Origin of the sequence: Psychrobacter sp. C 20.9, assembly GCF_001921765.1 — a bacterium.
Classification (GTDB): domain Bacteria; phylum Pseudomonadota; class Gammaproteobacteria; order Pseudomonadales; family Moraxellaceae; genus Psychrobacter; species Psychrobacter piscatorii_B.
In genome coordinates, this window is sequence record NZ_MRYC01000003.1 from 31308 (window position 1) to 56086 (window position 24779).

Annotated in this window: 18 protein-coding genes and 1 pseudogene; 5 read left to right on the forward strand and 14 right to left on the reverse strand. The window is 43.9% G+C overall.

What is annotated here, in order from left to right:
* Positions 1–139: 139 nt before the first annotated feature.
* Complete coding sequence (yajC, locus tag BTW00_RS02655; RefSeq protein WP_058024991.1) at positions 140–418, reverse strand: preprotein translocase subunit YajC; 279 nt, start codon at positions 416–418, stop codon at positions 140–142.
* A gap of 500 nt (positions 419–918) precedes the next feature.
* Here yajC and BTW00_RS02660 point away from each other — a divergent pair, with 500 nt between their 5' ends.
* The 3 genes from BTW00_RS02660 (at position 919) to BTW00_RS02670 (ending at position 6120) form a co-directional block, all read left to right on the forward strand.
* Entirely contained in the window at positions 919–2214 is a 1296-nt protein-coding gene (locus tag BTW00_RS02660; RefSeq protein WP_075106108.1) for a hemolysin family protein, read from the forward strand.
* Positions 2215–2492: 278 nt separating this feature from the next.
* Positions 2493–2987 carry a hypothetical protein gene (locus BTW00_RS02665; protein ID WP_058024992.1) on the forward strand — a complete coding sequence of 165 codons (495 nt, stop codon included), beginning with the start codon at positions 2493–2495 and terminating at the stop codon, positions 2985–2987.
* A 145-nt stretch (positions 2988–3132) separates the two neighbouring features.
* The gene (locus BTW00_RS02670) at positions 3133–6120 is read left to right on the forward strand and encodes a LysM peptidoglycan-binding domain-containing protein (RefSeq protein WP_075106109.1); all 2988 of its coding nucleotides are present in this window, start codon (positions 3133–3135) and stop codon (positions 6118–6120) included.
* Positions 6121–6272: 152 nt separating this feature from the next.
* Here BTW00_RS02670 and BTW00_RS02675 read toward each other — a convergent pair whose 3' ends face one another.
* A complete protein-coding gene (locus BTW00_RS02675; protein ID WP_075106110.1) occupies positions 6273–7478 on the reverse strand; it encodes a transglycosylase SLT domain-containing protein in 1206 nt (401 codons plus the stop codon).
* Between the two features lie 1009 nt (positions 7479–8487).
* Positions 8488–9324: a Nif3-like dinuclear metal center hexameric protein gene (locus tag BTW00_RS02680; RefSeq protein WP_075106111.1), complete on the reverse strand. Its 837-nt coding sequence runs from the start codon at positions 9322–9324 to the stop codon at positions 8488–8490.
* A gap of 368 nt (positions 9325–9692) precedes the next feature.
* Between BTW00_RS02680 and BTW00_RS02685 the strand changes: the two genes are divergently transcribed.
* The gene (locus tag BTW00_RS02685) at positions 9693–11024 is read left to right on the forward strand and encodes a S1C family serine protease (RefSeq protein WP_075106112.1); all 1332 of its coding nucleotides are present in this window, start codon (positions 9693–9695) and stop codon (positions 11022–11024) included.
* 112 nt (positions 11025–11136) lie between these two features.
* Here BTW00_RS02685 and yfaE read toward each other — a convergent pair whose 3' ends face one another.
* The 9 genes from yfaE to BTW00_RS02730 form a co-directional block, all read right to left on the reverse strand.
* Positions 11137–11406, reverse strand: coding sequence for a class I ribonucleotide reductase maintenance protein YfaE (yfaE, locus tag BTW00_RS02690; protein ID WP_058024997.1), 270 nt, complete (start codon positions 11404–11406; stop codon positions 11137–11139).
* Positions 11407–11592: 186 nt separating this feature from the next.
* Positions 11593–12726 carry a class Ia ribonucleoside-diphosphate reductase subunit beta gene (gene nrdB, locus BTW00_RS02695; RefSeq protein ID WP_075106113.1) on the reverse strand — a complete coding sequence of 378 codons (1134 nt, stop codon included), beginning with the start codon at positions 12724–12726 and terminating at the stop codon, positions 11593–11595.
* Between the two features lie 86 nt (positions 12727–12812).
* A complete protein-coding gene (locus BTW00_RS02700) occupies positions 12813–13181 on the reverse strand; it encodes a hypothetical protein (RefSeq protein ID WP_075106114.1) in 369 nt (122 codons plus the stop codon).
* Positions 13182–13217: 36 nt separating this feature from the next.
* A complete protein-coding gene (locus BTW00_RS02705) occupies positions 13218–13505 on the reverse strand; it encodes a type II toxin-antitoxin system RelE/ParE family toxin (RefSeq protein WP_071001399.1) in 288 nt (95 codons plus the stop codon).
* Positions 13495–13746: a type II toxin-antitoxin system Phd/YefM family antitoxin gene (locus BTW00_RS02710; protein ID WP_075106115.1), complete on the reverse strand. Its 252-nt coding sequence runs from the start codon at positions 13744–13746 to the stop codon at positions 13495–13497. Before BTW00_RS02710 ends, BTW00_RS02705 begins: the two co-directional genes overlap by 11 nt.
* Before the next feature lie 299 nt (positions 13747–14045).
* Positions 14046–15041 (reverse strand): hypothetical protein, encoded by a 996-nt coding sequence (locus tag BTW00_RS02715; protein WP_075106116.1) that lies wholly within the window; start codon positions 15039–15041, stop codon positions 14046–14048.
* A 143-nt stretch (positions 15042–15184) separates the two neighbouring features.
* Positions 15185–17461 (reverse strand): class 1a ribonucleoside-diphosphate reductase subunit alpha, encoded by a 2277-nt coding sequence (gene nrdA, locus BTW00_RS02720; protein ID WP_075106117.1) that lies wholly within the window; start codon positions 17459–17461, stop codon positions 15185–15187.
* Between the two features lie 500 nt (positions 17462–17961).
* Entirely contained in the window at positions 17962–18282 is a 321-nt protein-coding gene (locus tag BTW00_RS02725) for a YbeD family protein (RefSeq protein WP_075106219.1), read from the reverse strand.
* Between the two features lie 344 nt (positions 18283–18626).
* Positions 18627–19553, reverse strand: coding sequence for a bestrophin family protein (locus BTW00_RS02730; protein ID WP_075106118.1), 927 nt, complete (start codon positions 19551–19553; stop codon positions 18627–18629).
* Positions 19554–19770: 217 nt separating this feature from the next.
* Here BTW00_RS02730 and BTW00_RS02735 point away from each other — a divergent pair.
* Positions 19771–19983: pseudogene (locus BTW00_RS02735) on the forward strand (STAS domain-containing protein); the annotation flags it as partial.
* Between the two features lie 68 nt (positions 19984–20051).
* Here the strand turns inward: BTW00_RS02735 and rpoD are convergent.
* Together rpoD and dnaG are read right to left on the reverse strand one after the other, a co-directional pair.
* Entirely contained in the window at positions 20052–21977 is a 1926-nt protein-coding gene (gene rpoD / locus BTW00_RS02740) for an RNA polymerase sigma factor RpoD (protein WP_075106119.1), read from the reverse strand.
* A gap of 530 nt (positions 21978–22507) precedes the next feature.
* On the reverse strand, positions 22508–24718 hold the full coding sequence (gene dnaG / locus BTW00_RS02745; RefSeq protein WP_075106120.1) for a DNA primase: 2211 nt from the start codon (positions 24716–24718) through the stop codon (positions 22508–22510).
* Positions 24719–24779 lie beyond the last annotated feature (61 nt).

A 24779-nucleotide genomic window follows, 5' to 3' on the forward strand; every position in this document is an offset into this window, starting at 1 on the left:
TAACAGCCGTACCTTACTACCTTAATAGCGACTACCTTAATAGCGAAAAATGACCGTAAATGATATACGGTCATTATTTGGTCATTGCACCCAGTGGTGATACGACCATTAAATTACTACCGATAAAGCTCAGTAACAATTAAACGCTTTCGATTGTGCCAGCAGGCAATACTGAAATAACAGAAGCACGTTGTACTTTTACGTCAGTATTGTTGTTTAAGCTTACGACGGCGTAATCGCCTTCTATCGCTTTAATACGACCCATCAAGCCACCAGCAAAGATGATTTCGTTGCCAGCCGTCAATGCATTGACCATGGCACGGTGCTCTTTGGTACGTTTAGACTGTGGACGGATAACCAAAAAGTAAAAAATGGCAAAAAAGGCAACAGGCAATATAAGTTGACCGAACTGTTCCATATTTCTCTCTCAATAAAGGATAGGTAAAAATAAAATTAGACGCATAGTAACAAAAAATCCCAGACTTGGTAACTGTTAATCATAGGCTGAGCGTGTTTTTGTTGATGTAATGGCAGAGAATAAGCCACCGGATAGCAGGATAATATTTTTGCTATATCAAATATATGATGCCAAAATGATCAATATCATATGCCATTGAGCCAAATAATATTGAGGCAATACCAAACAATAAAAGTCATCAAAAAATAAAAACTTAAAAATAGTGACTTATTGTGAAAAGATATCATCAATGCTACTATCAAATGGCAATGACTGCCTGCATTTAGTATGCTATTTATCAAAGCACTATTTTAGCTTTGAGACGGTGTCTAAATCAGCATTGAGCCGTTATGACTATTGATCAGTAGATATCTGATATCACCTCGATAATGTATATGATTGGCTCGTTATATCATCTTCCTTTTTCTCTTTTTAGGTTACCCAACTTGTTCACCACTTTTATGTTTGTACCTCGTTTATGTCGTCCGCGTGCTCATCGTGAAGACGCATCTGCAGAGCCTCCCCCGAGAATGACGACTAGTTCTCGATTTGGTTATACCTTCTTTGCCGTGCTTTGTGCGTTGGCGCTGATGTTGCCGCATTCTGTGTGGGCGGCGGGCGCTGCATCGCCAACCGCCGTGGCAGCCGCACCAACTGCCCTAAACGTGGGACTATTGATATTTTTTGTGGCTGTTGCTATCGGTATCTCATTTGTGTGCTCTTTATCAGAGGCCGCATTACTGAGCATGACACCATCCTATATTGCAGATGTACAAGAAACCAACCCCAAAAAAGCGGATATGCTAAAGAGCCTAAAGGTCGACAATATCGATCAATCACTGGCAGCTATCTTGACCTTGAATACCGTTGCTCACACGTTGGGTTCTATCGGAGCGGGTGCCCAAGCCACCATTGTATTTGGTAGCGCATGGTTTGGATTGTTCTCAGCCATTATGACACTGGCTATTTTGTTCCTGTCTGAGATTATTCCAAAAACACTAGGCACTGTCTATTGGCGTCAGCTAAGTGGTATGGTGGCGTACTTTGTCCGCGGTATCATTATGATTTTATACCCACTTATTTGGGTATCAGAGCGTTTGACGAAGTTATTAGTACGCGGTAAAGAACCGCAAACGTTCAGCCGTCGTGAGTTTGCAGCCCTTGCTAGCATCGGTGAAGAATCGGGTCAAATCGATCCACTAGAGTCGCGCATCATTCGCAATCTACTAGCATTCGGCGCGATCAAAGTTGAAGACATCATGACGCCGCGCTCAGTAATGCTCGCATTTGAAGAAAACAAAACAGTGGCTGAGTTATTGGTTGATCGTCCAAAGCTCACGTTTTCTCGATTGCCCATTTATGATGGTGATCTAGATAACATTACTGGTTTTGTTTTAAAAACTGACATGCTATTGGCAAAAGTCAACCATGCCACGCACAAGCCTTTGACGCAGTTCAAAAGAGACATCACGTTTGTATTCTCTAAAATGAAACTGTTTGATCTGTTGGAGCTTATGCTAAAAAATCGTATTCATATCGCAATTACCGTTGGCGAATATGGTGAAGTCAAAGGGTTGGTCACATTAGAAGATGTCTTTGAGACATTATTAGGTCTTGAGATTGTCGATGAAATAGATCGCGTGGAAGACATGCAAGCTTTGGCTCGACAAATGATGGACAGACGCGTAGAGCGTTTGGGTATGAAACTCAGTGATGATGAGCAGTATGAAGATAGCAATAGTGAAAACAAATTCTAGCGTTATCGATTGATTGAGTGCTATTGCTATTATCACGACCAAAGTTGTTGAAATCAGAGGATATAATAACCTTCGATTCAAAGAACGGCTTTTGTGAGCATCCTGTGCTTTTATATTCGCAATAATTACACAGGGTGTCACACGGCTGTGAGAATTCAATGATAGGCTCGGCCTATTATATGAGTACGCTTATACCAATATACTGCTAAACTAGATGTTATAAAAACGCTCACTGTCAATCTATGGCAATAACGAAAGTAGCATCGCTAAGGACTATCATGAAACGACTATGGGGAAAGAGCTTAATGACTCTATTACTGAAGGGCGCTAGTATAACTGCGATAGTAGCAGTGGCCAGCACAGTGAGTATCAGTGCGCAAGCTGCCACCATGACCGAAGCTTTGGTGCAAAACTATGCCGCAGCAATGAAATCATCTGCAAATAGTCAGAGTATCAATCAAGTCGCGCGTCTGGTATCTGACGATGCATTGATTTCATTATCTAGAAAAGGTAAATCTACCAGCTTAGACAAAGATGCATATTTGAAGCTGCTGCAAAACAGCTGGAATGATACGTCCAATTATCGCTACGATATTTCTGTAGATAACATTGTTATTACAGGAGATCAGGCAAAAGCCAATGTAACGACAAATGAGAGCTGGACGAAAGACGGTCAGCAAACATCATTTGTTACGACATCTCGTGTAACGCTGACGGTATCTACTGGTAACGCTGTATTATTACGTGCAGTATCACAAGTAGCTATTAACTAGATACTGGTCAATACAATCTATTAGATACTAATAAAAATGATTATTAGTGTCTTTTATATTAGGCTGGTCTTTACTTTACGTTGCATACTATACTATCTCTCAACTTCGTCTTATCACTTTCTGTCGTTAGGAAACTTCCAATATCATGTCTACTGTGCTATCAAAATCTCGCTCGTTTGTTGCGTTACCATTGACGCTTGCGGTATCAACTTTACTCATCAGTGCGTGTAGCAACACCTCAACAGTAAAAAATAAAGGTGCAACCAATAGCTCAGCTATTATTACCAAGCGTCCTGCTAATCAAGGGGCGACTACGAGCACTGCAGATTACTCAACTGCGTTTTTGGATGCAGAGAGCTTGGATGAATTGGCAGATCTATTAGAAGCCACTGACATGACGATGGTGGAGGGCAACCAGCTTGCTATTCAGCAGTATGGTGATCTATGGAATCGTTTGCGTGCCGGCTACCGTATGAACGGTGGTAAGCCGATTTATAATCAGCGTATCGAAGGGCAAAAGAGTTGGTTTACCAGCAGACAAGACTATCTAAACCGTTTGACGGCGCGTGCCAGTCGCTACATTTACCATACGGTACGAGAGGCTGAGCGCCGCAACATTCCAACAGAGTTGGCGTTGTTACCAGTTATCGAAAGCTCGTACGATCCAAGTGGTACCAGTAGTGCAGCAGCGGCAGGCCTATGGCAGTTTATCCCAAGTACAGGTCGTATCTATGGTCTGAATCAGAGCAGTACCTACGATGGTCGCCGTGACGTTATCGAATCAACGCGCGCCGCTTATGACTTTTTGACCGCGCTACACAATCAGTTTGGTAGCTGGGAGCTGGCGCTAGCCGCCTACAACGCAGGACCTGGTCGTATCCAAAAAGCGATTGATGCCAATGCCGCACGTGGACTACCAACAGACTACTGGTCACTACAACTACCAACTGAAACCATGAATTATGTGCCGCGCTTTTTGGCAGTAGCCGAAATCGTGGCCAAGCCTGAACAGTATGGCGTATATCTACCAGCTATCGCTAACCGTCAGCATTTCCGTAGTGTGCCGGTCAACTACGGTGTGAGCTTGTCTGAAGTATCACAGCTTACAGGCGTGAGTTATGATGAGTTAGAGCGACTCAATACGGCATTGACTTCAGGTCGTGTGGATTCCTCTGGTCCACAGCGCGTTATTATTCCTAACGATGTTAGCTTGAACGCTGATGCCAAACTGAGTCTATTGCGTGGTAATGGCACAAGCAATGTATTGGCTTTTAGCAATACAAGCACCCCAACTACAACGACACCAAGCTACAATAGCAAGCCATACACTTCATCGTCATTGCCATCCAGCAGTAGCGCATTGGCTGATTATGCTGCCAGCGCAAGCGTACCTCAGCAAACAACGAGCTATATCTCACCGTCCGCTCAAACGACTAGCAGCTCTGTCTATAATGGCAATGCCTCAGTACGTACCGAGCCGCCAATAACCAATGCAGAAACCAAAAAGATCAATGCTGAGCTCAAGAGCAGCAACAGTCTACCGACTACCTCAGCTCAGATTACTCAGAATAATACGATTGTCCAAGAGCCACCGCTTAGCAAAGAAGAGCGCGACTTCATTGCCAACCAAATCCGTAGCAATACCTCTGAGACCAACGTTATTAACGCGGATGGTAATATCAACCTATCAGCCGTACAGACGCAGCAGTCTATCTTAGAAGCAAGCGGTGAAGAGAAAAAGCTGAGCTTTGCTAAAACGTCAGTTAGTAAACCAAAACCACAAGGTACACGTACCACTTATACGGTCAAACGTGGCGATACGCTATCGAATATCGCGAGCCGTGCAGGGGTGAATTGGCGTGATATCGCAGAATGGAACCAAATAGATGCCAGTGCCAACTTACTATCTGGTAGCACGTTGTATCTATACAACGCCAAAACTATCGAGCCGCTAAGCGCTGCCAGTAACCCAGCCGCCAATCAGCCTGAAAGCTATGTTGTACAAGGTGGCGACACGCTTATTGGTACGGCCAACCGTTTTGGTTTATCGGTCACACAGCTTGCCAGCTACAATAATCTCAGTAGCCGTGCTGATCTGCTCAGAGGACAAAAGCTCTGGCTAGTACCTGGTAAGGTAAAAGCGCCCGCCACAACACCTGCGGCACCATCTACCAGACCAAGTAAATCAAGCACTGCGACTAAGAACTATAAAGTAAAACCGGGTGACGGTCTGATTGCATTAGCGCGTCAATTTAACGTATCGACAGACACGTTAGCTAGCCTGAACGGTATCAATAGCACAAGCTCACTGTATGTGGGTCAAACACTAAAAGTACCTGCTAGTGTTAATTTCGATGCAGCAAGCACCACAAGCTCTAGTAGTGCTAGTAATACAAGCTCAGTAGCGACCACTAGTTATAAAGTAAAATCAGGTGATACCTTGATCGGTATTGCAAATAGCTTGGGTGTTAGTGCAGCAGAGATCGCTGCTGTAAACAGTAACTTTGATGCAAGAGCGCGCTTACAACGTGGGCAAACGATTAAAGTACCGGTTTCAAAAGAGTTAGTTGATCGCCAACTGAATGATAAAGCCGTCAGCTATAAAGTAAAATCAGGTGATACGCTAACCGGTGTCGCCAAACGCTATAATATCGGCTTGAGCGATTTAGCTTCAGCAAATAACCTGAGCACGACGTCTAACTTGATATTAGGTCGTACTATTACTATTCCTGCGGGTGGTAGCGTGGCAAGCTCTTCGGCTTCTAATAGTAGTCAAAGCAACAGTAATCAAAGCAGTAGCAGACAGAGTAGTAGCAGCGGTAAAAAGCTAGGAAATACTGAAAATTACAAAGTCAAATCTGGCGATGGCTTGATTGCCTTAGCTCGCCAGTTTGGTATCTCTGTAGAGGATTTGGCAGCGACCAATGACTTGGCAACAAACGCTCAACTGCAGCGTGGACAGACCCTAAAAGTGCCAAAAGCGACGGTGAGCTACACGGTTAGCTCAGGCGATAGCTTGATTGGTTTAGCTCGTAAATATGGTGTATCAACCCAAGAATTGGCTGAGATGAATAATATCCCTGCTGATACTATGTTGCAACGTGGTCAGCGTCTGACGGTACCCAATCGTTAAGCAATAACGTATTATCGAATGATGTATATATAAATATCGCCCACATAAATGGTAACGCATAAAAAAGCTGCTCTTATATAGAGCAGCTTTTTTTACGTAAAAATTAGGTATCTTAAGATATCCGATATCTGATATCTAATGGAGTCTATTAACTAGACAGTTTGAGTTTTGATAGACTCAAGATAACTTCTGATGTTGCTGACATAATGCATTGCTTGGCCATAACGGCTGTTTGATGCTTTGTTGTCCGCCAAGTACGCATAAACGTTCGCCCAGCTCTTGTCGTCAATGCCTTGGGCGCGCAGTTTACGCTGAATGCTTTTCACCGCATTTGGACCCATATTATAACCAGCAAGTGCAAACCAGACGCGATCAGTCTTGGGTACATCCGCAAAATCTGCTTTCATTTGCTCTAGATAACGAGCACCGCCGCCGATACTTTGATAAGGATCAACGCGATCTGACACGCCCATGGCCTTTGCAGTGTTATTGGTCAGCATCATAAGGCCGCGTACGCCAGTCGGAGATACCGCATTGGCATCAAGATGTGACTCTTGATAACCCATAGCAACCAACAATTCCCAATCATGATTGTAATTGCGCGCTTGCTCTTCAAACGAAGACTGATAATCAGGCAGTTTTTCTGTCAGTGTTTTTTGGAAATGATCCTGACTATAAGCGTCTTTTAGCAAATTCTGATTGTAGAACGCCGCTAGTTTCTGTGTGTTTTTTAGCTTGATGCTATCGCACAAGAAGTAACTGGCTTTTTTGGACAGTGGATCATTAGGTGAGCTGAACGTCCAGCTGACTTTTGGATGCAGACCATTTTTAGTCAAGCTTGAGTCGTAGCCACAGCTAACATTAATAGATGATAGATTGAGCTGGCTTTTTAGTTTGGTACTAGCCGTGGTCAACGCCATATCAGCGTCACCTGATCTCAAGGCTTTGAGTGCAGCCTCTTCATTGGCATAGGCTTTTAGATTGATATCCACACCGAGCTCGTCTGCATAGGTGCGCACGAGATCAAAACCAAAGCCATGTTGGAAGCCATCAGTGGCAAAATAAGTACTATCACCTGGGACAGCGGCAATGGTCAAAGTGTTTTGCAGCATGACATTGGCATAGGCTGATACCTTTGTATTCATTGTCGTTAGGCTCTGTGCAGGCAAAGAGAGCAGAGCGATACTGGATACTTGTGCCAGCTTCTTGGTTCTGGCAAAACGACCCGACGCAGTAGGGGTAGATGAAACGATGTTACTTTTGGTGTTAAGTAGGCGTTTAGATGAACGTAGTAAATGAGAAATACGACGTTTGGCACCTTGCGCAGATCCTTTGACACGATAAGTAATACGTTGCATGGATGTCTCCTGATTTTAGCCATCCTTCTTACCGCAAAAACGCGTAAAAATACATGCACATCATTTGGCATGTATCAATACAGCATTTCAGACGACATCATACTTTTAAATAAAATAAGTATCAGTCATCCTGCTTGATTATAGCGCCACTAGCATGCTCTCTCTAAGAGTTAGCGATGTGGATTTGTGGGTCAGCCCGCTATCGATATGTCGCTTATATGCTTAAAATAAAAGCATAAAACAGTCGTTTCAAAATCTGGACGCACGACTACACGAAGGATGTAAATCAGATGATTCCTTCATCGATAACGCAATATGGCTAATGGCCAAACAACTATATACCAAACATAGGTAAGGTCATGAGTAAGTTATTGAGACAACGACATCAAGCAAAGCAGTAAGGTAATGATTGGCCATTGAGACCAATATATTCATCTACTTTGGTAATGCTAACTTTAATAACTAACGACACCTTGAGTGATTAGTAGTAAGGTGGCTAGCTGCTACAGTTAATTGTCCAGCAATGAGGGTAAGCAGCTCAACCATATTTGATAGCTTATAAAAGTATGCTATCAAAAAGGTAGTGCACAACTGTCATCGCGACACTACAAATAAAAACACGGTATAAATCAAATATCGAGTGTATACATCGTGTTTTAACTGGCGACGTTCCAAAATTTCATTGCTCATAGAGCATGATAAAGTTTCAGATAACCGCCAGCATTATTTTAGCGCCATAACCGGAAGCTGTAATAATGGGAAGTTTCATGACAAAACGTTCTTTCTTACAGGTAGTAATATGCGGTTGCTGCTTGCATTATTCAAGTGGAGTTAAGAAAAAAGCGATAAAACTTAACAATTGAGATATAAACGGTTAAATGTCGCTACATTATGGGCGTAATATTCACAAACTCATTAATGAGTTTTGCGATAATGGCTATAACAACGCCTATAGTCTTTATTAATCGTCTCGAGTTCTGCCCTAATGATGGCCACTATATTGGCTATCTTATGCTGGATTTTCAATATCAATAAAGGTAACTGGCAGTCCATATTCTTGGGCGACTATCTCTCCTAACGCTTGAATACCACCGCGCTCTGTCGCATGATGACCGCAGGCAAAATAATCAATACCCAGCTCACGAGCAATATGCGTGGTACGCTCAGAGATTTCACCAGAGATATAGGCATCACAGCCCATAATGGCAGCCTGTTCGATCATATCTTGGGCGCCACCTGTACAAATACCGACACCTTTGATCACTCTCTCACTATTGGCAGTCGTTTTCGCATTATTATCAGAGTGATGTTCATAATTAGACGAAATATGTAGTGGGGTACGACCGAGCGCTTGGGTAATCTTTGCGATCAGGCTATCAGCACTCTGCGGTGTACAAGTGGCGATATTACCAACAGGGTGTGATTCGTTGGGGTAGAGCGCGCCAGTAATGGTCATATCTAGTACGTCCGCCAGTTTTGCATTGTTACCAATCACGGGGTGCGCATCGAGCGGTAAATGATAGCCAATCATAGAGATACCATGCTGCATCAATTTGCGGATACGTCGACCTTTCAGACCTGTGATAGGCGCAGGTTCACCTTTCCAAAAGTAGCCATGATGAACCATAATCGCATCGGCATTGTCAGCGATAGCCGCATCAATCAGCGCCTCGCACGCCGTCACCCCTGTGACGATACGTTGTATTGGACGACCGCCATCTACTTGTAAGCCATTTGGCGCGTAGTCTTTGAACGCACTGGCAGATAGATACTCATCACAAAATTGCGTCAATGTTTCTGCGCTGATGCTGTTGGTCGAAGGTTCAGTAGTCGTGTTTTGGGTCATTAGGTTTCCTTATTGTTATTGCCTTGCAGTAATGCAGTATTATTCAAATATAGTGCTTAAAAAAAGTTGTTTGAAGACGGAGACTCATAAAAGATAAATAATTGATCATTATCTATCTCAAATATCTGATAGCGATGATTTTAACATGACACTGTAAAAGAGTAGACAAGATGGATAACTGAAATGGTACACGATACGTTACTATTTCACGGCATTGCGGTTATAATTTATACATATGAGTCTGCCTAGCTCTGGATATTAATTGCCTAATCAAGCAATTACCTAATCAAGCCATGATGGTTGAATAATCGCAGTCTTCTTACCTTATTTCTCACTGTCCGTCTGCATTACATTTATAGAGGTTCTATATGTCGTCATCCCAGAACACCAATAACACCCGTAACAAGGTTTCTTTATTAAAATGGTTGCCTTGGGTCTTATTGCTGCTAGTGTTAGTAGCGTTTATCTGGTTGTTCACGAGTATGAAGTCATCATCGGAGGCCACGTGGGAGCCGCCGAGAACCCCGCCAGCCGAGCAGCAAGCGTCAGAACCTATTGCGGATACACCAGCGCCCATCTCTTCTTATCATAATGCAGTTGCGCGAGCGTCACAGTCGGTCGTCAATATCTACACCACACAAACGATGACAGAGCATCCTTATATGGATGATCCTGTACTGCGCCGGTTTTTTGAATATCATGGTGGCCCATCACAAGAGCAGGGCAATACCAATCTAGGCTCTGGTGTGATCGTATCAGAGGACGGTTATATCGTGACCAATGCGCATGTCATCGAAAAAGCGGATGAGATCACGGTTGCGTTCAATGATGGACGCAAGAGCCGCGCCAAAATCATCGGTACAGACCCTGATAGTGACCTAGCCGTGATTAAGGTCGATATGACGGGATTGACACCGCTTGGTTTTCGCGAAAATCCGATACGTGTAGGCGATTTGGCATTGGCAATTGGTAATCCATTCGGGGTCGGTCAGACCGTGACGCAAGGGATTATCTCAGCGACTGGGCGTACGGGTCTTGGCGTCAATAAGTTCGAAGACTTTATCCAGACGGATGCGGCGATTAACCCAGGTAACTCAGGTGGCGCTCTGGTTGATGCTCGTGGTGAGCTAGTCGGTATCAATACGGTGATCTTCTCGCGCTCTGGTGGCTCGATGGGTATTGGCTTTGCGATTCCTACATCATTGGTCGAGCAAGTAATGAATGCGCTCATTAAAGACGGCCGTGTCAGTCGTGGTTGGCTCGGTATCGAAATTCAGTCACAGCTACGTGACCCAACGCAGCTTGAGACGTCAACTGGCGTGGAAGTGCTAAACGTCATCGAAGGCAGTCCTGCTGCCAAGAGTGGTTTACGTGTTGGCGATATCATCCTAACCATCGATGGTGTCGAGATGACTGATGCCAATACCTTGATCCAGTATGTCGCTCGTAAGCCGCCGAACACTGAGTTGGATGCTCAGATACTACGCCGCGGCAAAAACGCTCAAGTAAAAATAATGCTAGAGGAGCGTCCAGCACAAGAACCTATCGATCGTCCTGTCGTTCTACAGGGTGAGAGTATGGATGGGATGGGCGGCAGTATCCAAGGTGATGAGCAAGCACCGATGATGTCAGAAGCAGAGCGTGATCGCATGCGCGAAGAGCTAATGAAACTGTTTGAGCAAGACTCTGTAACACAATAAAGTGTGTTGCTACAATAAAAAGCGCGCTCCTTATCTAAAGGAGCGCGCTTTTTATTGAGTTAAATTTTATCAAAGCTAATGTTCAGGCCAGTCTTTAGTCCTCACTATTTTGCTAAGGCTTTTCAATAAATTCATGATTGATATAGATGACCCCTCGTACACGGCAACAGCAGGGCAGGATTTCATCCTCTTCAATCATGGCAAGCGGGTTAAATGGATAATCGACCGTATGCGAGCTAGCAATACGCTTGACTCGGCAGCTACCACAGTAGCCCTCGCGGCATTGATAGTTGACATCGTGTCCGGTGCGTAGCAATCCATCTAACAGGCTCTCGTCATCATGTAGATAGAACTGCTTTTTACTGGTCATTACCCAAGTCATCGTTGATCCTATTGGGATATGTCTGTGCTATTGCTATCCCTACTATTAACCCATAAGACGATTACAGCGGTAGAAATTTTATAGCGTCAAATTTCTACCGCTCAAACCTTTATAATTCTAAGCTCTTATAGTTCAGATTTTTATAGCTCAAAGCTCTTACAACTCAGCTCTTATAATTCGGAGCCTTTATAGTTCAAAGTCGTCAAAATCACTGTCTGATAAGTCAGAGTCAATCTGACCGACCAAGTACGAGCTAATCTCGGTCTCTTGCGGTGCGACCTGCACATTATCAGACGACAACCACGTGTTGATCCATGGGATTGGGTTTGATTTTGAGTTCGGGAACGCCGCTGGCAAGCCGACGGTTTCCATACGCAAGTTGGTGATGTACTCAATATATTGGCAAAGGATGTCTTTGTTTAGACCGATCATAGAGCCATCTTTGAACAGATAACCTGCCCATTCTTTTTCTTGTTCAGCAGCCTTGCGGAAGATTTCGATACTTTCTTCATAGCATTCTGCGGCAATCTCGACCATCTCAGGATCGTCACGACCGTTACGCATGAGGTTCAGCATATGCTGTGTACCCGTCAAATGCAACGCTTCGTCACGAGCGATGAGTTTGATGATTTTGGCATTGCCTTCCATCAATTTGCGCTCAGCAAAGGCAAACGAGCAAGCAAAAGACACATAAAAACGAATGGCCTCTAGGACGTTGACCGCCATGATGCACAGGTACATCTGCTTTTTCAATGATTGCAAATCAACGGTCACTTCCTCACCATTGATATTATGCGTACCTGGACCGTATAAGCTATATAGTTGTGAGTTGCGATACAACTCATCATAGTATTGGGCGATATCAGAGGCACGACCTAAGATGTGCTTGTTTTGCATAATGTCATCAAAGATAATGTTTGGATCATTGACGATATTACGAATGATATGGGTATAGCTGCGCGAGTGAATCGTCTCGCTAAACGACCATGTCTCAATCCACGTCTCAAGCTCAGGGATAGACACTAGCGGCAGTAGCACCACGTTTGGACTACGACCTTGGATAGAGTCGAGTAGGGTCTGGTACTTGAGGTTGCTCAAAAATATATGCTGCTCATGCGAGGACAGATTGCTAAAGTCGATACGGTCTTTTGAGACATCGACTTCTTCTGGACGCCAAAAGAATGACAGCTGCTTTTCAATCAATTGCTCAAAGATAGGGTGTTTTTGTTGGTCATAGCGCGCCACGTTGACGGGCTGACCAAAGAACATCGGCTCTGTTAGCGCATTGTTTGGCGTTTGCGAAAAAATCGAGTAAGTCATGGGACTGCCTTTATCATTGATATGGTTATGAAATTATATAAATTGGATATGATTATATTATAAATTTTGGTCAATGGCTTTTTGGGTTAAAGGTTCTCTAGCGATATCTGTGAAGGCTCTTTACCATCGTTCATATAGGCTTTGAATATCTCGCTCAGTTCACTATCATCGAGTGCTTCTAATTCATCCAGTGCGCTTTTACGTAAGGTACTCACATCAGACGCTTCTGCTGTTTTTACGTCTTTTTTAGCCGCGCGCGATACTGGTTTTTTGGCTGCTTTTGCCACGCTTTTTTTGGTGACGGCTGCCTTTGGTGCTTCATTGATACTTAACTGCTGACGCACCGCTGCAATATCAACCTCGACTTGTACGATATGCGAGCCACCATCGTTTAGGTCTGAAAATACGTTTGGAATAAACAAACCACCGTCTTTGATGATTGCGGTATATTGCACATGACCTCCGTCGTTTTAGTTCTTTCTAAGTTTTCATTAGGGTTGACGCGTCGCCAGACTGTCATAAACCTTGTTGTTTTCTCTTTTACCGACTGCCAATACATAAACTACCACCACGTCATCTTTGACGGTATATACCAAACGATACCCTATGGTGCGTAATTTAATTTTATAAGTGTCTGTATGTCCAGAGAGTTTTGACGCAGGCACATGAGGGTTGGATAGTCGCTGCTGTAATTTTTTCTTAAATTGCTGCTGGATACTTGGCGCTATCTTTTTCCATTCTTTTAACGCTAGCGGGTGAAACTCAAGACTATAAGTCATCTAACGTGACCTTTATCGGTGTTTGCCCATCATTCATCCGTGCGTTTACGGTTTGGCTGAGTGCCACATCGTCCATCGCTTCCATCATACGCTCGTACATGTCTGTGGAAACTAAGTAAGCCACGGGTTTGTTGTGGTTTAAAATAGCAATCGACTCACCATCCGACTGTTTGATCAAGGCAGAAGGATTGTTTTTTAGCTCTGAAATACTGGCTGTTTGTGTCGCAAATATTGGTTGCATGATCCATTCTCCATTAAAATTACGCTCTAAATATAGGGCTGATTTTAGCACGAAAAATAGGTCTTATTTGTCACTGTGTTAAATTAAATATTTTAGTAGCCAATCCCGCCTACCGCTTGTATCTGCTTTGCCGTTGGCGTGCAGTCTATCGTGTCTGACCGCATTCCTGTTGTCTCGATACTACGTTCAGCCACAGACTGCATCGCCATCGTCGTCAGCAGGATACCGCTATAGTCGGGGCTAAACGACCGTGTTAGGGCGTAAGTTCATATATATTAGAAAAAAATATGGCTGTAGTCTTATATTCCAACTGCTAAGTTAGATATAATGCCTTTAAGCATTTTCTTTTCTTTTTCGGGCAAGCTCTCATTCAAATAATAAGTCATACCTCTATTCATGATAGGGGTTGTACCTGTTGGAGATTTAAAAACTATTAGATGCCTACTTTGAAAAATAACTGCTTTCACTTTTAAATTTTCTTTTATCTTTATTCTAGTATTTTGATTAAGATTCTCGAAGAAGGTTTGTTCCAAGTATGCTGTGTGATAACTTTGTACGATTTTTATAAAATTACTATCTTCAATAGTAGAAGCTAGTATGTCGCTCCCAATCCAATCAGAAGCAAAACTGTGTATAGATAGTTTTTCATGCATTTTATAAAATTCTGAAAAAACTTCTTGTGCTATCTTATTGAATTTTTCGTGATCCATTATATGAGTCAAGTCGATAGCTATAATACCTTCTTCCGCTAGCCCATCGGATATTCTAGCATCAATTTGTTTTATGGCTTTTTTTACTTGTTCTTCTAGCCTCTTTTTGCTATGTATATATTTACATTCAATAGCAGTTTTAGTACCAACTATGATGTCACAGCCTGTGTCTAAGTTAAGGCTAAAATTGTTTTCTAAGCCAAGTTCTAAAAATTTTTTTAAGAAGCGAATAGCTGTATCTAGTTCGAAAAAAGTATCATTATAGGCTTCATTTGTGTCATCAAATGAATTAGAACCTTCAATAATCTTCAGTAAGTCTTTATAATTTATTTGAATATTGATATTAGAGTTGAAAAGTATATTTAGAGATATTAATTTATTAATTATATTGAATAATTTTAAATATTCTTCATTAAATGCGCTATAGTCTAATTCATCAATTTCTCTTTTATAAAAACCAAGTTTAGTTTTTTCAATTGTAGTATTTAAATTATATTTTTTTATTATGCTTTCGAAATTACTGCAAAGAAGTTTATATTCTGACAACATATACTCAATTTCAGGTCTGCTCTCTATATTACTCATTTATACCTCAAATTATATGAAAGCCTAGCATAGCTGTGTAGGTTTGGTATCATAGTATTCATCCTACCTATACTGGATTAAGATTAAAATAAGAGTAAGTAAAAAAGCGAACCCAGCCCCAAAGCCGAGTTCGCTTTTAATACTTAAATCTTACAAGCCCCGCCAGCACAATCATCTTCCATATCCGCTTGGGCATCGTTCGCACCATCACGAGTGTTATGGTAGTACAACGTCTTCACACCCATTTTATAAGCGTTTAGCAAGTCTTTTAGCAATATCTTCATCGGTACACGGCCACCAGCATAACGAACGGGGTCGTAGTTAGTGTTGGCAGAGATACTTTGATCGACGAACTTCTGCATGATAGCGACCAGCTTTAGGTAACCGTCATTGTTTGGCATTTGCCATAGTAGCTCGTACTGATCTTTTAGCTTATCAATCTCAGGCACGACTTGCTTTAAGATGCCATCTTTTGACGCTTTGATAGAGACCAGACCGCGTGGTGGCTCGATACCGTTGGTCGCGTTGGCGATCTGACTAGAGGTCTCAGACGGCATCAAGGCGGTTAGGGTAGAGTTGCGTAGACCGTGTTCCGTGATATCCCTACGTAGCGTTTCCCAGTCTAGATGTAGCGGCTCTTGGCAGATTTTATCCAAGTCGGCTTTGTACGTATCAATCGGCAAGATACCTTGTGAGTACGTGGTCTCATTGAACGCAGGGCACGCGCCTTGCTCTTTTGCCAATTTGTTTGACGCTTTTAAGAGATAATACTGCAACGCTTCAAACGTCTGATGGGTCAGACCAAGTGCGCTGTCGTCAGAGTAGCGTGCGCCATTCTTAGCCAAGTAGTAAGCGTAGTTAATCACGCCCACACCGAGCGTACGACGACGCATGCTGCCGTTTTGAGCCGCTTTTACGGGATAGTCTTGATAGTCGAGCAGGGCATCAAGCGCACGGACGATTAGCTCGGCTGGCTCTTCGATGTCGCTGACGCTCTCGACTTTACCCAAGTTGACCGCTGATAGCGTACAAAGGGCGATTTCGCCTTCTTCGTCATTGATGTTATCCAGTGGCTTAGTCGGTAGCGCAATCTCCATACACAGGTTGGACTGGCGAATCGGTGCCACGCTCGCGTCAAATGGGCTATGGGTGTTGCAATGATCGACGTTTTGGATATAGATACGACCCGTACTGGCACGCTCTTGCATCATTAGGCTGAACAAGTCTGCAGCTGGGATTTGACGGCTACGGATGTTAGGATCATTTTCGTATTTGGTATATAGCTCTTCGAATTTGTCTTGGTCTTCAAAGAATGCATCATATAGGCCTGGCGTGTCACTTGGTGAAAATAGCGAGATGTCTTGACCTTTGATGAGGCGCGTGTACATCGTTTTGTTTAATTGTACGCCGTAATCCATATGACGGACACGGTTGTCTTCGACGCCGCGGTTGTTTTTGAGTACCAGTAATGACTCAACTTCCAAATGCCATAGTGGGTAAAATAGGGTCGCAGCACCGCCACGGACGCCCCCTTGTGAGCAGCATTTCACCGCTGTTTGGAACAGTTTGTAGAATGGGATACAGCCAGTGTGCTGCGCTTCACCGCCACGGATAGGGCTACCAAGAGCACGGATACGACCTGCGTTGATGCCGATACCAGCGCGCTGTGACACGTAGCGTACGATGGCGCTAGTGGTTGCGTTGATTGAGTCTAGGCTGTCACCACATTCGATCAGTACGCACGAGCTAAACTGGCGCGATGGCGTACGTACGCCCGACATGATAGGCGTCGGTAGGGAAATCTTAAACTGTGAGGTCGCATCATAAAAGCGTTTGACATAGCTTAAGCGGCTGGCCTTGTCGTAGTTAGCAAACAGGCACATACCGACCAGCATATACAAAAATTGCGGGCTTTCATAAACGCGCTTGGTGACGCGATCTTGTACGAGGTACTTGCCTGCCATTTGCTCAACCGCGGCATAGGCAAGATTCATATCACGCCAGTGGTCAAGGTATTCTTCTAATTCATCAAATTCAGCACGGCTGTAGTCCGCTAGGATATGCTCATCATATTTGCCAGCGTCGGTGAGCGTTTTGACATGGTCATACAGGTGCGGCGGCTCAAACTGGTTATAAGCAATCTTACGCAGATGGAAGATCGCCAAGCGCGCGGCGAGATACTGATAGTCAGGCGTGGTTTCAGAGATCAGATCGGCGGCTGATTTGATGATGGTTTCGTGAATATCACGAGTCTTGATACCTTCATAGAACTGGATGTGCGACTTTAGCTCAACTTGCGATACCGACACATTGTCCAAGCCATCAGCCGCCCACGCGATCACCTTATGAATTTTGTCTAAATTAATAGGCTCTAAACGTCCATCACGTTTGGTTACTTGGATTTTATCAATATGTGTCATGTTGGCCTCTATTTTGATTGCTTATAGTGATGCTGCGCGCCAAAGGAGCGGCAGACATTCTTTATGACGCGATTGTAGTCGATGGTAGCAGCGGTTTTTTGGCAACAAGCAGCCACTACCCATAGTGATAGCAAAGATCACTGAGTACTACATGTAGCGTTTTTCTTAATCGGTAGGCACAATATAGCGGGAAAATTTTGAAAATACTATATTGATTTTAGGATAAAACTATGTTGCTACAAAGTTGTAGGCGGTCCAAATTTTGGCAAAGGACGATGGGATAAGGGTTAGGCGCAAATGAGGTCGATTATAAATTTTTTGTAAAAATAGTGCGGCCGTTTGCTTTTTATTTTCTCAGCGATTATCGCCTGATAACCATCATCGTGGCGGCAATAATGCGGGCGCAGATTGTACATCAAACCACAAAAAATCGCCACCCATATGTTATTACTAGTGAGTGACGATCTGGACTAAAAAGGTGCTAAACCTGCCTGAACGATTTATAAAACCATGCGAACCGTTTTGGCATTATCAAGAGACGCATAAAGCTTGTTTACTTGATCGGCCTCTGTCAGATATAAATTAACGCGGGCTGAATGAAAGCGACCTGTTCTAGAAGGTTTTACCTCGATAGAGGCCAAATCAAAATCAGGGAACTGACTGCCCAAGATGAGCTTGATTTCATTAAGCAAGCTCTCGTGCTCGCCTTCATGACCAATGATGCTGAGTGGGTAGTTCATCGGGAACTCCCAAAGCTCAGGATTTTGAATGTCTGTTTTTTTGCCTTTTAAGACGCCGTCATTGGGCGTCATATCCGTCATGCTGACTTCTTTTTTGGACGTTTGATCAATGTTTTGATTGCTGTTGTCTTTTGGATCATCACTCATGATGGCAAGCCTCACTTTTATAGATAAATAACTGGTATAAAACACCAGCTGATATGGATATTTGATTGAAATGATACTGACTGTAATGACATCAAAAATCTGAGACTGGCTCAGTGTTTTTATAGGTAATATTTTTGAATAGATCAGAATGAGCCAGCGGGTTAGCGTAGGGGTTTTACCCACGGTGTCGTTGTCTACTGTTTATAGTGGCGTGCGGTAGATTATTCAAGTTACGTTTGCCGCTCGTTTATTGTATGGCGCTTAGATGACGGCAATATTTACGGCAAATAACCATCAATAGGCATAATGTCAGTCGGCAGATTGGTCTCTCCTAACGCTTCTCGCAGATTGATCTCGATCGTGCGGGACAATGCCGTCAATGGAAGTTGGTTGGCTGCCAAACCAAACGGCTCTTCTAACTCTTCGCTCAGTGTATCTAGCCCAAAAAAGGTATAAGCAATCACGGCACAAACCAAGGGCGTTGCCCAACCAAGCGAGGCGACCAAGCCAAAAGGCAGCATGATGCAATACAGGTAGGTCGTACGATGTACCAGCAGCATATAAGCAAAAGGCAACGGTGTGTTATGAATGCGCTCGCAGGCTGCCAAGACAATCGTCATAGAGGTCAGGCGCTCATCCATGTTTTGTATGACTTGCTCTGAGACCAGTCCTTGCCGCCGAATATCGCCGAGATGCTTACCCATGAGGCGCATTATATGGTCAGGGACATTTTTTGCTTGATGCATACCATCATGATCTACCGCTGTGACAAAAGGCTTAATATCCGCCCAAGGTGGCGTACCACGCAGCCTATGGCGTACAGCATGTGCAAAAGCAATGGTCAGATATACCATGGTGCGCTGAGTTTCACGACCATGCTCGTTGTCATCATCTATAAAGGATAGGACTTGGCGCGTTAAGCTGCGAGCATCATATACCAACTGGCCCCATAGCATCCGTGCTTCCCACCAACGCTGATAGCTGGCATTATTTCGAAATCCCAAAAACAGCGATAATGCGATGCCCAATAAGGTAAAAGTGGCGATACCATAATAAGGAAAAGAGTCAGGAATCCAGTGTTGAATAATGGTAATGGCTGTACTAAGGATGGTAACTAATAGCAGCTGCGGATATATTTTTGGAATGATTGAACCGCGCAGCGCAAAAAATATCTTAAACGGGTGGGGTGTTTGCCGGACAATCATGTCAGCTTCCTAGCGATGGGGTATATGGAGACACTATTCAATGTCTCGTGTAATTCTAATACAGAATCAAGATCTGTAAAGCCCAAAAGACTATAAATTTATTCAAACTAAGAAGTAGGGTGGTCGCTTAAGCTCGGTAATTGGGATAGCCAAAAAGTTAAATCCTCGCCTATGCTTTTTGTCAGCAGTGCCTATTTGCGAATGTTCAACACGCTCTAAAGAGTCTGTCTCTAAAGTAGTTATTGACGTGTCACGAGCACATTTTTGGGATGTGACAGCAATCGCTGCGATTGATAAAGTCATTATCAAATTTCGCCGTGAAGGCACTGAGGTAGAGCTTATTGGTTTGAACGAGGCAAGCCAGACGATGATAGACAATTTCGCTGCACATGACAAACCAGATGCTGAGCAAAATTTAGGCGCGCATTGATAACATAGATTAACAAACACAAAAAAGCCGAGATAAACTCGGCTTTTTTTATTTAGCTTCATTGAATATTAGTCATTTTCTAAGAAAGAGCGCAGATGCTCAGAACGTGAGGGATGACGCAGTTTACGCAACGCTTTTGCCTCAATCTGACGGATACGTTCACGGGTAACATCAAACTGCTTACCAACTTCTTCAAGTGTGTGGTCGGTTGGCATGTCGATACCGAAACGCATCTTTAATACACGGGCTTCACGCTCAGTTAGATTACCGAGTACATCACGAGTGGCTTCTTGTAGTCCAGCAGACGTTGCATCGTCGACAGGGCTTGAGATCGTACCATCTTCTATGAAGTCACCTAGGTGTGAATCTTCATCATCACCGATAGGCGTCTCCATAGAGATAGGCTCTTTAGCGATCTTGAGCACCTTACGGACTTTGACTTCGTCCATCTCTAAACGCTCGCCTAACTCCTCAGGCGTTGGCTCGCGGCCCATTTCCTGTAGCAGCTGACGTGAAACACGGTTGATTTTGTTGATCGTCTCAATCATATGCACAGGAATACGAATGGTACGCGCTTGGTCAGCGATAGAGCGCGTGATTGCCTGACGAATCCACCATGTGGCATACGTTGAGAACTTATAACCACGGCGATATTCAAACTTATCAACGGCTTTCATCAGACCGATATTACCTTCTTGGATCAGATCCAAGAACTGTAGGCCACGGTTAGTGTACTTTTTGGCAATAGAGATAACCAGACGCAAGTTGGCCTCAACCATTTCTTTTTTGGCGCGTCGCGCTTTTGCTTCACCAACGGCCATACGACGTGCCACGTCTTTCATGTCGTGGATTTTCATATCGAGCTGCTGCTCATAATCACGAATACGGCGCTGAAGTAAAATAACGTCATCAGTGACTTTTTCTAGCGTGCCCGCAAATGCAGGCTTACCTTTAATACGCTCAATGAGCCAATCGACATTGGTTTCATTGCTAGGGAAGGTCTTACGGAACTCTTCACGCGGCATACGACCACGGCGAATCACCAAACGCATGATTTGACGCTCTTGCTTACGCACGTCGTCGTAGACGTCATGCATGATCGCCATGACTTGGTCTGACAAGCGATTATTGAGCTTTAACATCATAAAGCGTTCAGCAAGTAGGGCATACGCAGTATCCGCCTGCACGCTACCACGACCATAATCAAGCAGCGCTTGCTTGGCTTTGATAAATAGATGCTCGATCTCTTCTAGACGCAAACGTACTTCTTCTGGATCAAGACCGCTGGTTTCTTCTTCAGCTTCTTCTTCCACGTCGTCTTCGTCTTCATCTTCGTCATCATCAAGTGCTGCGGCTTTGGCATTCACTTTAGCTTTGATGATAGGCGGGTTTTCTTTTTCTTCTTTGATGCGCTCACGCTCTTCTTTTGCCGCATCTTTGGCTTCTTGAGCGGCGATTTTATCTTCTTCGGTTTCAGGATCTAAGAAACCAGTGATGACGTCAGATAGCTTTTTTTCGCCATCTTGTACTTTTTGGTATTCATCAAGGACGAACTGTACGGTGCCAGGCCAGTAAGCCATGGCATGCTGCACGTCACGAATACCTTCTTCGATACGCTTAGCAATGGAGATCTCACCTTCACGGGTAAGAAGATCAACTGTACCCATCTCACGCATATACATACGGACAGGGTCAGTGGTACGACCAGGCTCAGTCTCAACAGAGGCGAGTACCGCCGCTGCCTCATCTGCTGCCATGTCATCATCACTTGAATCATCGTTCATCAAGATGTCATCGGCATCAGGGGCAGACTCAAAGATTTTGATACCAACATCGGTTAGCATCTGCACAATATCTTCGATCTGATCGCTTTCGGTAATAGAGTCGGGCAGCTGGTCATTCACCTCAGCATAGGTAAGATACCCTTGCTCTTTGCCCATTTGGATTAAGGTGGCCAGTTGAGATGTGGACTTAGAAACTGACTTATCGTTCATAAATACTCGCTTACTTGCATCGGACATTTTTATATTGTGACTCGCTATCGCTCGCTCTTTGCGTTGATCTTATCAATGGATTGATCAAAATATGGCGTAGAGGTTGTCAATAATATCAAAAATGAGTTGATATGAATAAAGGCTCAAAACACTACAATAACAATGCTAAAAAACAGCTAAAAATTAGAAAAGCTAAAAAGACTTCAATACAGTACCTAAAAAAATATAGTACTTAAAATTTAATACTCAAAAATAGTATCTAAAAGCAGATACGTAAAATAATACCTAAAATTTGTGCTTAAAGATGCATGCTCACAATCATTAACCAAGCAGTGCTGTCAATATACAGCGACACAGTTTAACACAGACCGCAGTCGTCAAGCACGAGCTAGTGATAGCTACCGACCATTTTTTGCCGTTTATTTGCCATCAGCTAAATGATTTAGGAGTGACTCATGCTACTGGGCATAATCATTAGTAGTGGGGGCAGTGGCTAGAATTTTAAAGGGGCATGATTTGATAATTAAACATTAAGACTGAACGGTGACCATCTGTGCCGATTGCTCTGCCTGCTGTGCCCGTAGCCAATCGTTCAATAATTGGGTTTGTTTACGGACGATCGCAAGCTTAATATGATCAGGGTTTTTTATCAGCTCTTGTATTTTTTTCTTCATATTGCGCTCAAGCAGCTGACTGACTAGCTCTTCGATCAGGCCATCAAGCCCCAAAATATTGCGCGCAGTTAGCGCTTTATAAAAGCCGCCCCAATTACGGCTCAGCATGTCTTGGGTCGCAGGCTTCACATTTGATAAGATAAAATGCGCTGCTGCGTTGGCATCTTTTGGCAAATAACTAAGACAGCGTTTGATAGTGCTCACGATGTCAAGCAGAGCCACGTCTTGCAGGTCTTCCCAAGCAAGCGGACGCAGCGTATCGGCTGAAGCTTTTTGTTTGATATGCGCAGGTAGGTGTAAGCCATTAATACCAGACTGTTGCCAAATCGATTCGATAGGGTCATCAATGAGTGCGCGCGGCTGAAACAAAAAGCAAAGCTGCAATTGTTGGCTGATGGTCATATCACCATCAAAGTCTAGCAGCGCATCTTTGGCCTCGACATTTTGACTGCGCCTGCCGCCAAGCTTTTGATAAACATCATTGTTGAGCAAATAGCGAAAGCTACTGCCTTTTGGCAAAGCGGTCGTCAATGAGCGTACTTGCGACATGAGCTTGGCTTTACCTTCAGCCAGACTCATGTCATAGCGCTCACTTAAGTACGCAAAAATATACTGTGATAACGGCATGGCTTGGCTGATTTGCTCACGCATGGCATCGCTGCCATGACTCTTGATAAACGTATCAGGATCATGATTGTTAGGCAGGGTCAAAAACCGCAACTCTTTATCATCAGCAAGCACAGGTAAGGCAACTTCAAGCGTACGCCAAGCGGCTTTTTGTCCGGCACTGTCGCCATCAAAACTCAAAGTCAGCGTTGGATTGAGTGTCAATAGCCGCGATATTTGGCTTTCATTGATTGCCGTACCCATCGAGGCGACCGCCCCATAGATGCCCGCTTGATAGAGAGCAATGACATCCATATAGCCTTCTACCACCAGCCAGTCGTTAGCACGCTGCTGCCGTGATTCGTAATAGCCATAGAGTACATGCTGCTTATGAAAGACGGGCGAGTCTGAGGAGTTGATGTATTTTGGCTTGACCTCATCGTCGAGCGCCCGACCACCAAAACCAATGGTACGACCTTGGTTGTCACGAATAGGAAAAATAACCCGATCACGCAGCAGATCGTAGTCACGGCCAGACTCTGATTGGCGCACGAGCCCTAGTGCCTTAAGTCCTTCAATATCTTGTGGAAACTGGTGCTCAAGATGCTGCCATCCAAATGGCGCGTAACCTAAACCAAAAGTCTCAAAAGTCTCTTCAGTGAGACCGCGTGACAAAAAGTATTGCTTGGCATGAGGGTGAGTGTGTAGATTATGCTGATAGAACTGCTGGATCTGCTCGAGTAGCTCGTACAGGTTGCCATCTTGATCAGCGTTCTGATCTATACTAGCCATACTTGCATCGTTATCTGTCAGCCACACTGGCGGATATCCACTGTCATTTGCATGGTTTGGCGAATACGGCTCTGAGGAATACGAGTCCATCGAATAGGACGCTGAATCATACGCCTCTAACGGTGGAAAATTCTCATAGCCTTGATTGTCATTATAAATGGGCTGGTCGATGTAATTTTGGTCAACATTGTTTTGATGACTGGCTTGACGGTTGTTTTGATAGTTATTTCGATAGCTGTCTTGGTTTGTGCCGTCTTGGTTTGCACCGTCTTGATTTACTTTGCTGTGCTCTATCGTTGGGCTAGGCACATTGTGCACAGGCGGTGGTGCAATAGGTTTTGGCGTACGGCGTTGATAGCTGACGTTCTGTTGCTCTTCTTGTGGTACTTCAATGCCTGTTTGTTTAGAGAGCTCATTGACTGCTTCGATAAAGGTGAGATTCTCGTAATCACGCAAAAAACTGATGGCATTGCCACCGACGCTACAGCCAAAACAGTGATAGATATTTTTTTGTGGATTGACATAAAAAGAAGGCGATTTTTCACCGTGAAAAGGGCAGCAGCCTTTATATTCACTACCAGCGCGTTTAAGCGTGGTGTGTTTGCCAATGATGCTGATCAGGTCAGCTTGGCTATTGAGTTGTTCAAGAATATGGTTAGGAATGCTCATACAAAAAACAGTTTACCATAGGTCGATTATGTTGGGGCAGAGGTAATAAGGTACTGCTAGA

Coding starts and splice junctions, on each gene's coding strand:
- yfaE (WP_058024997.1), bottom strand. CDS start 11,406: ATGACTTGGGTAATGACCAGTAAAAAGCAGTTCTATCTACATGATGAC.
- dnaG (WP_075106120.1), bottom strand. CDS start 24,718: ATGAGCATTCCTAACCATATTCTTGAACAACTCAATAGCCAAGCTGAC.
- nrdB (WP_075106113.1), bottom strand. CDS start 12,726: ATGACTTACTCGATTTTTTCGCAAACGCCAAACAATGCGCTAACAGAG.
- BTW00_RS02680 (WP_075106111.1), bottom strand. CDS start 9,324: ATGACCCAAAACACGACTACTGAACCTTCGACCAACAGCATCAGCGCA.
- yajC (WP_058024991.1), bottom strand. CDS start 418: ATGGAACAGTTCGGTCAACTTATATTGCCTGTTGCCTTTTTTGCCATT.
- BTW00_RS02705 (WP_071001399.1), bottom strand. CDS start 13,505: ATGACTTATAGTCTTGAGTTTCACCCGCTAGCGTTAAAAGAATGGAAA.
- BTW00_RS02665 (WP_058024992.1), top strand. CDS start 2,493: ATGAAACGACTATGGGGAAAGAGCTTAATGACTCTATTACTGAAGGGC.
- BTW00_RS02730 (WP_075106118.1), bottom strand. CDS start 19,553: ATGATTGTCCGGCAAACACCCCACCCGTTTAAGATATTTTTTGCGCTG.
- BTW00_RS02670 (WP_075106109.1), top strand. CDS start 3,133: ATGTCTACTGTGCTATCAAAATCTCGCTCGTTTGTTGCGTTACCATTG.
- BTW00_RS02660 (WP_075106108.1), top strand. CDS start 919: ATGTTTGTACCTCGTTTATGTCGTCCGCGTGCTCATCGTGAAGACGCA.
- BTW00_RS02675 (WP_075106110.1), bottom strand. CDS start 7,478: ATGCAACGTATTACTTATCGTGTCAAAGGATCTGCGCAAGGTGCCAAA.
- BTW00_RS02685 (WP_075106112.1), top strand. CDS start 9,693: ATGTCGTCATCCCAGAACACCAATAACACCCGTAACAAGGTTTCTTTA.
- BTW00_RS02725 (WP_075106219.1), bottom strand. CDS start 18,282: ATGACGGATATGACGCCCAATGACGGCGTCTTAAAAGGCAAAAAAACA.
- BTW00_RS02715 (WP_075106116.1), bottom strand. CDS start 15,041: ATGAGTAATATAGAGAGCAGACCTGAAATTGAGTATATGTTGTCAGAA.
- nrdA (WP_075106117.1), bottom strand. CDS start 17,461: ATGACACATATTGATAAAATCCAAGTAACCAAACGTGATGGACGTTTA.
- BTW00_RS02710 (WP_075106115.1), bottom strand. CDS start 13,746: ATGCAACCAATATTTGCGACACAAACAGCCAGTATTTCAGAGCTAAAA.
- rpoD (WP_075106119.1), bottom strand. CDS start 21,977: ATGAACGATAAGTCAGTTTCTAAGTCCACATCTCAACTGGCCACCTTA.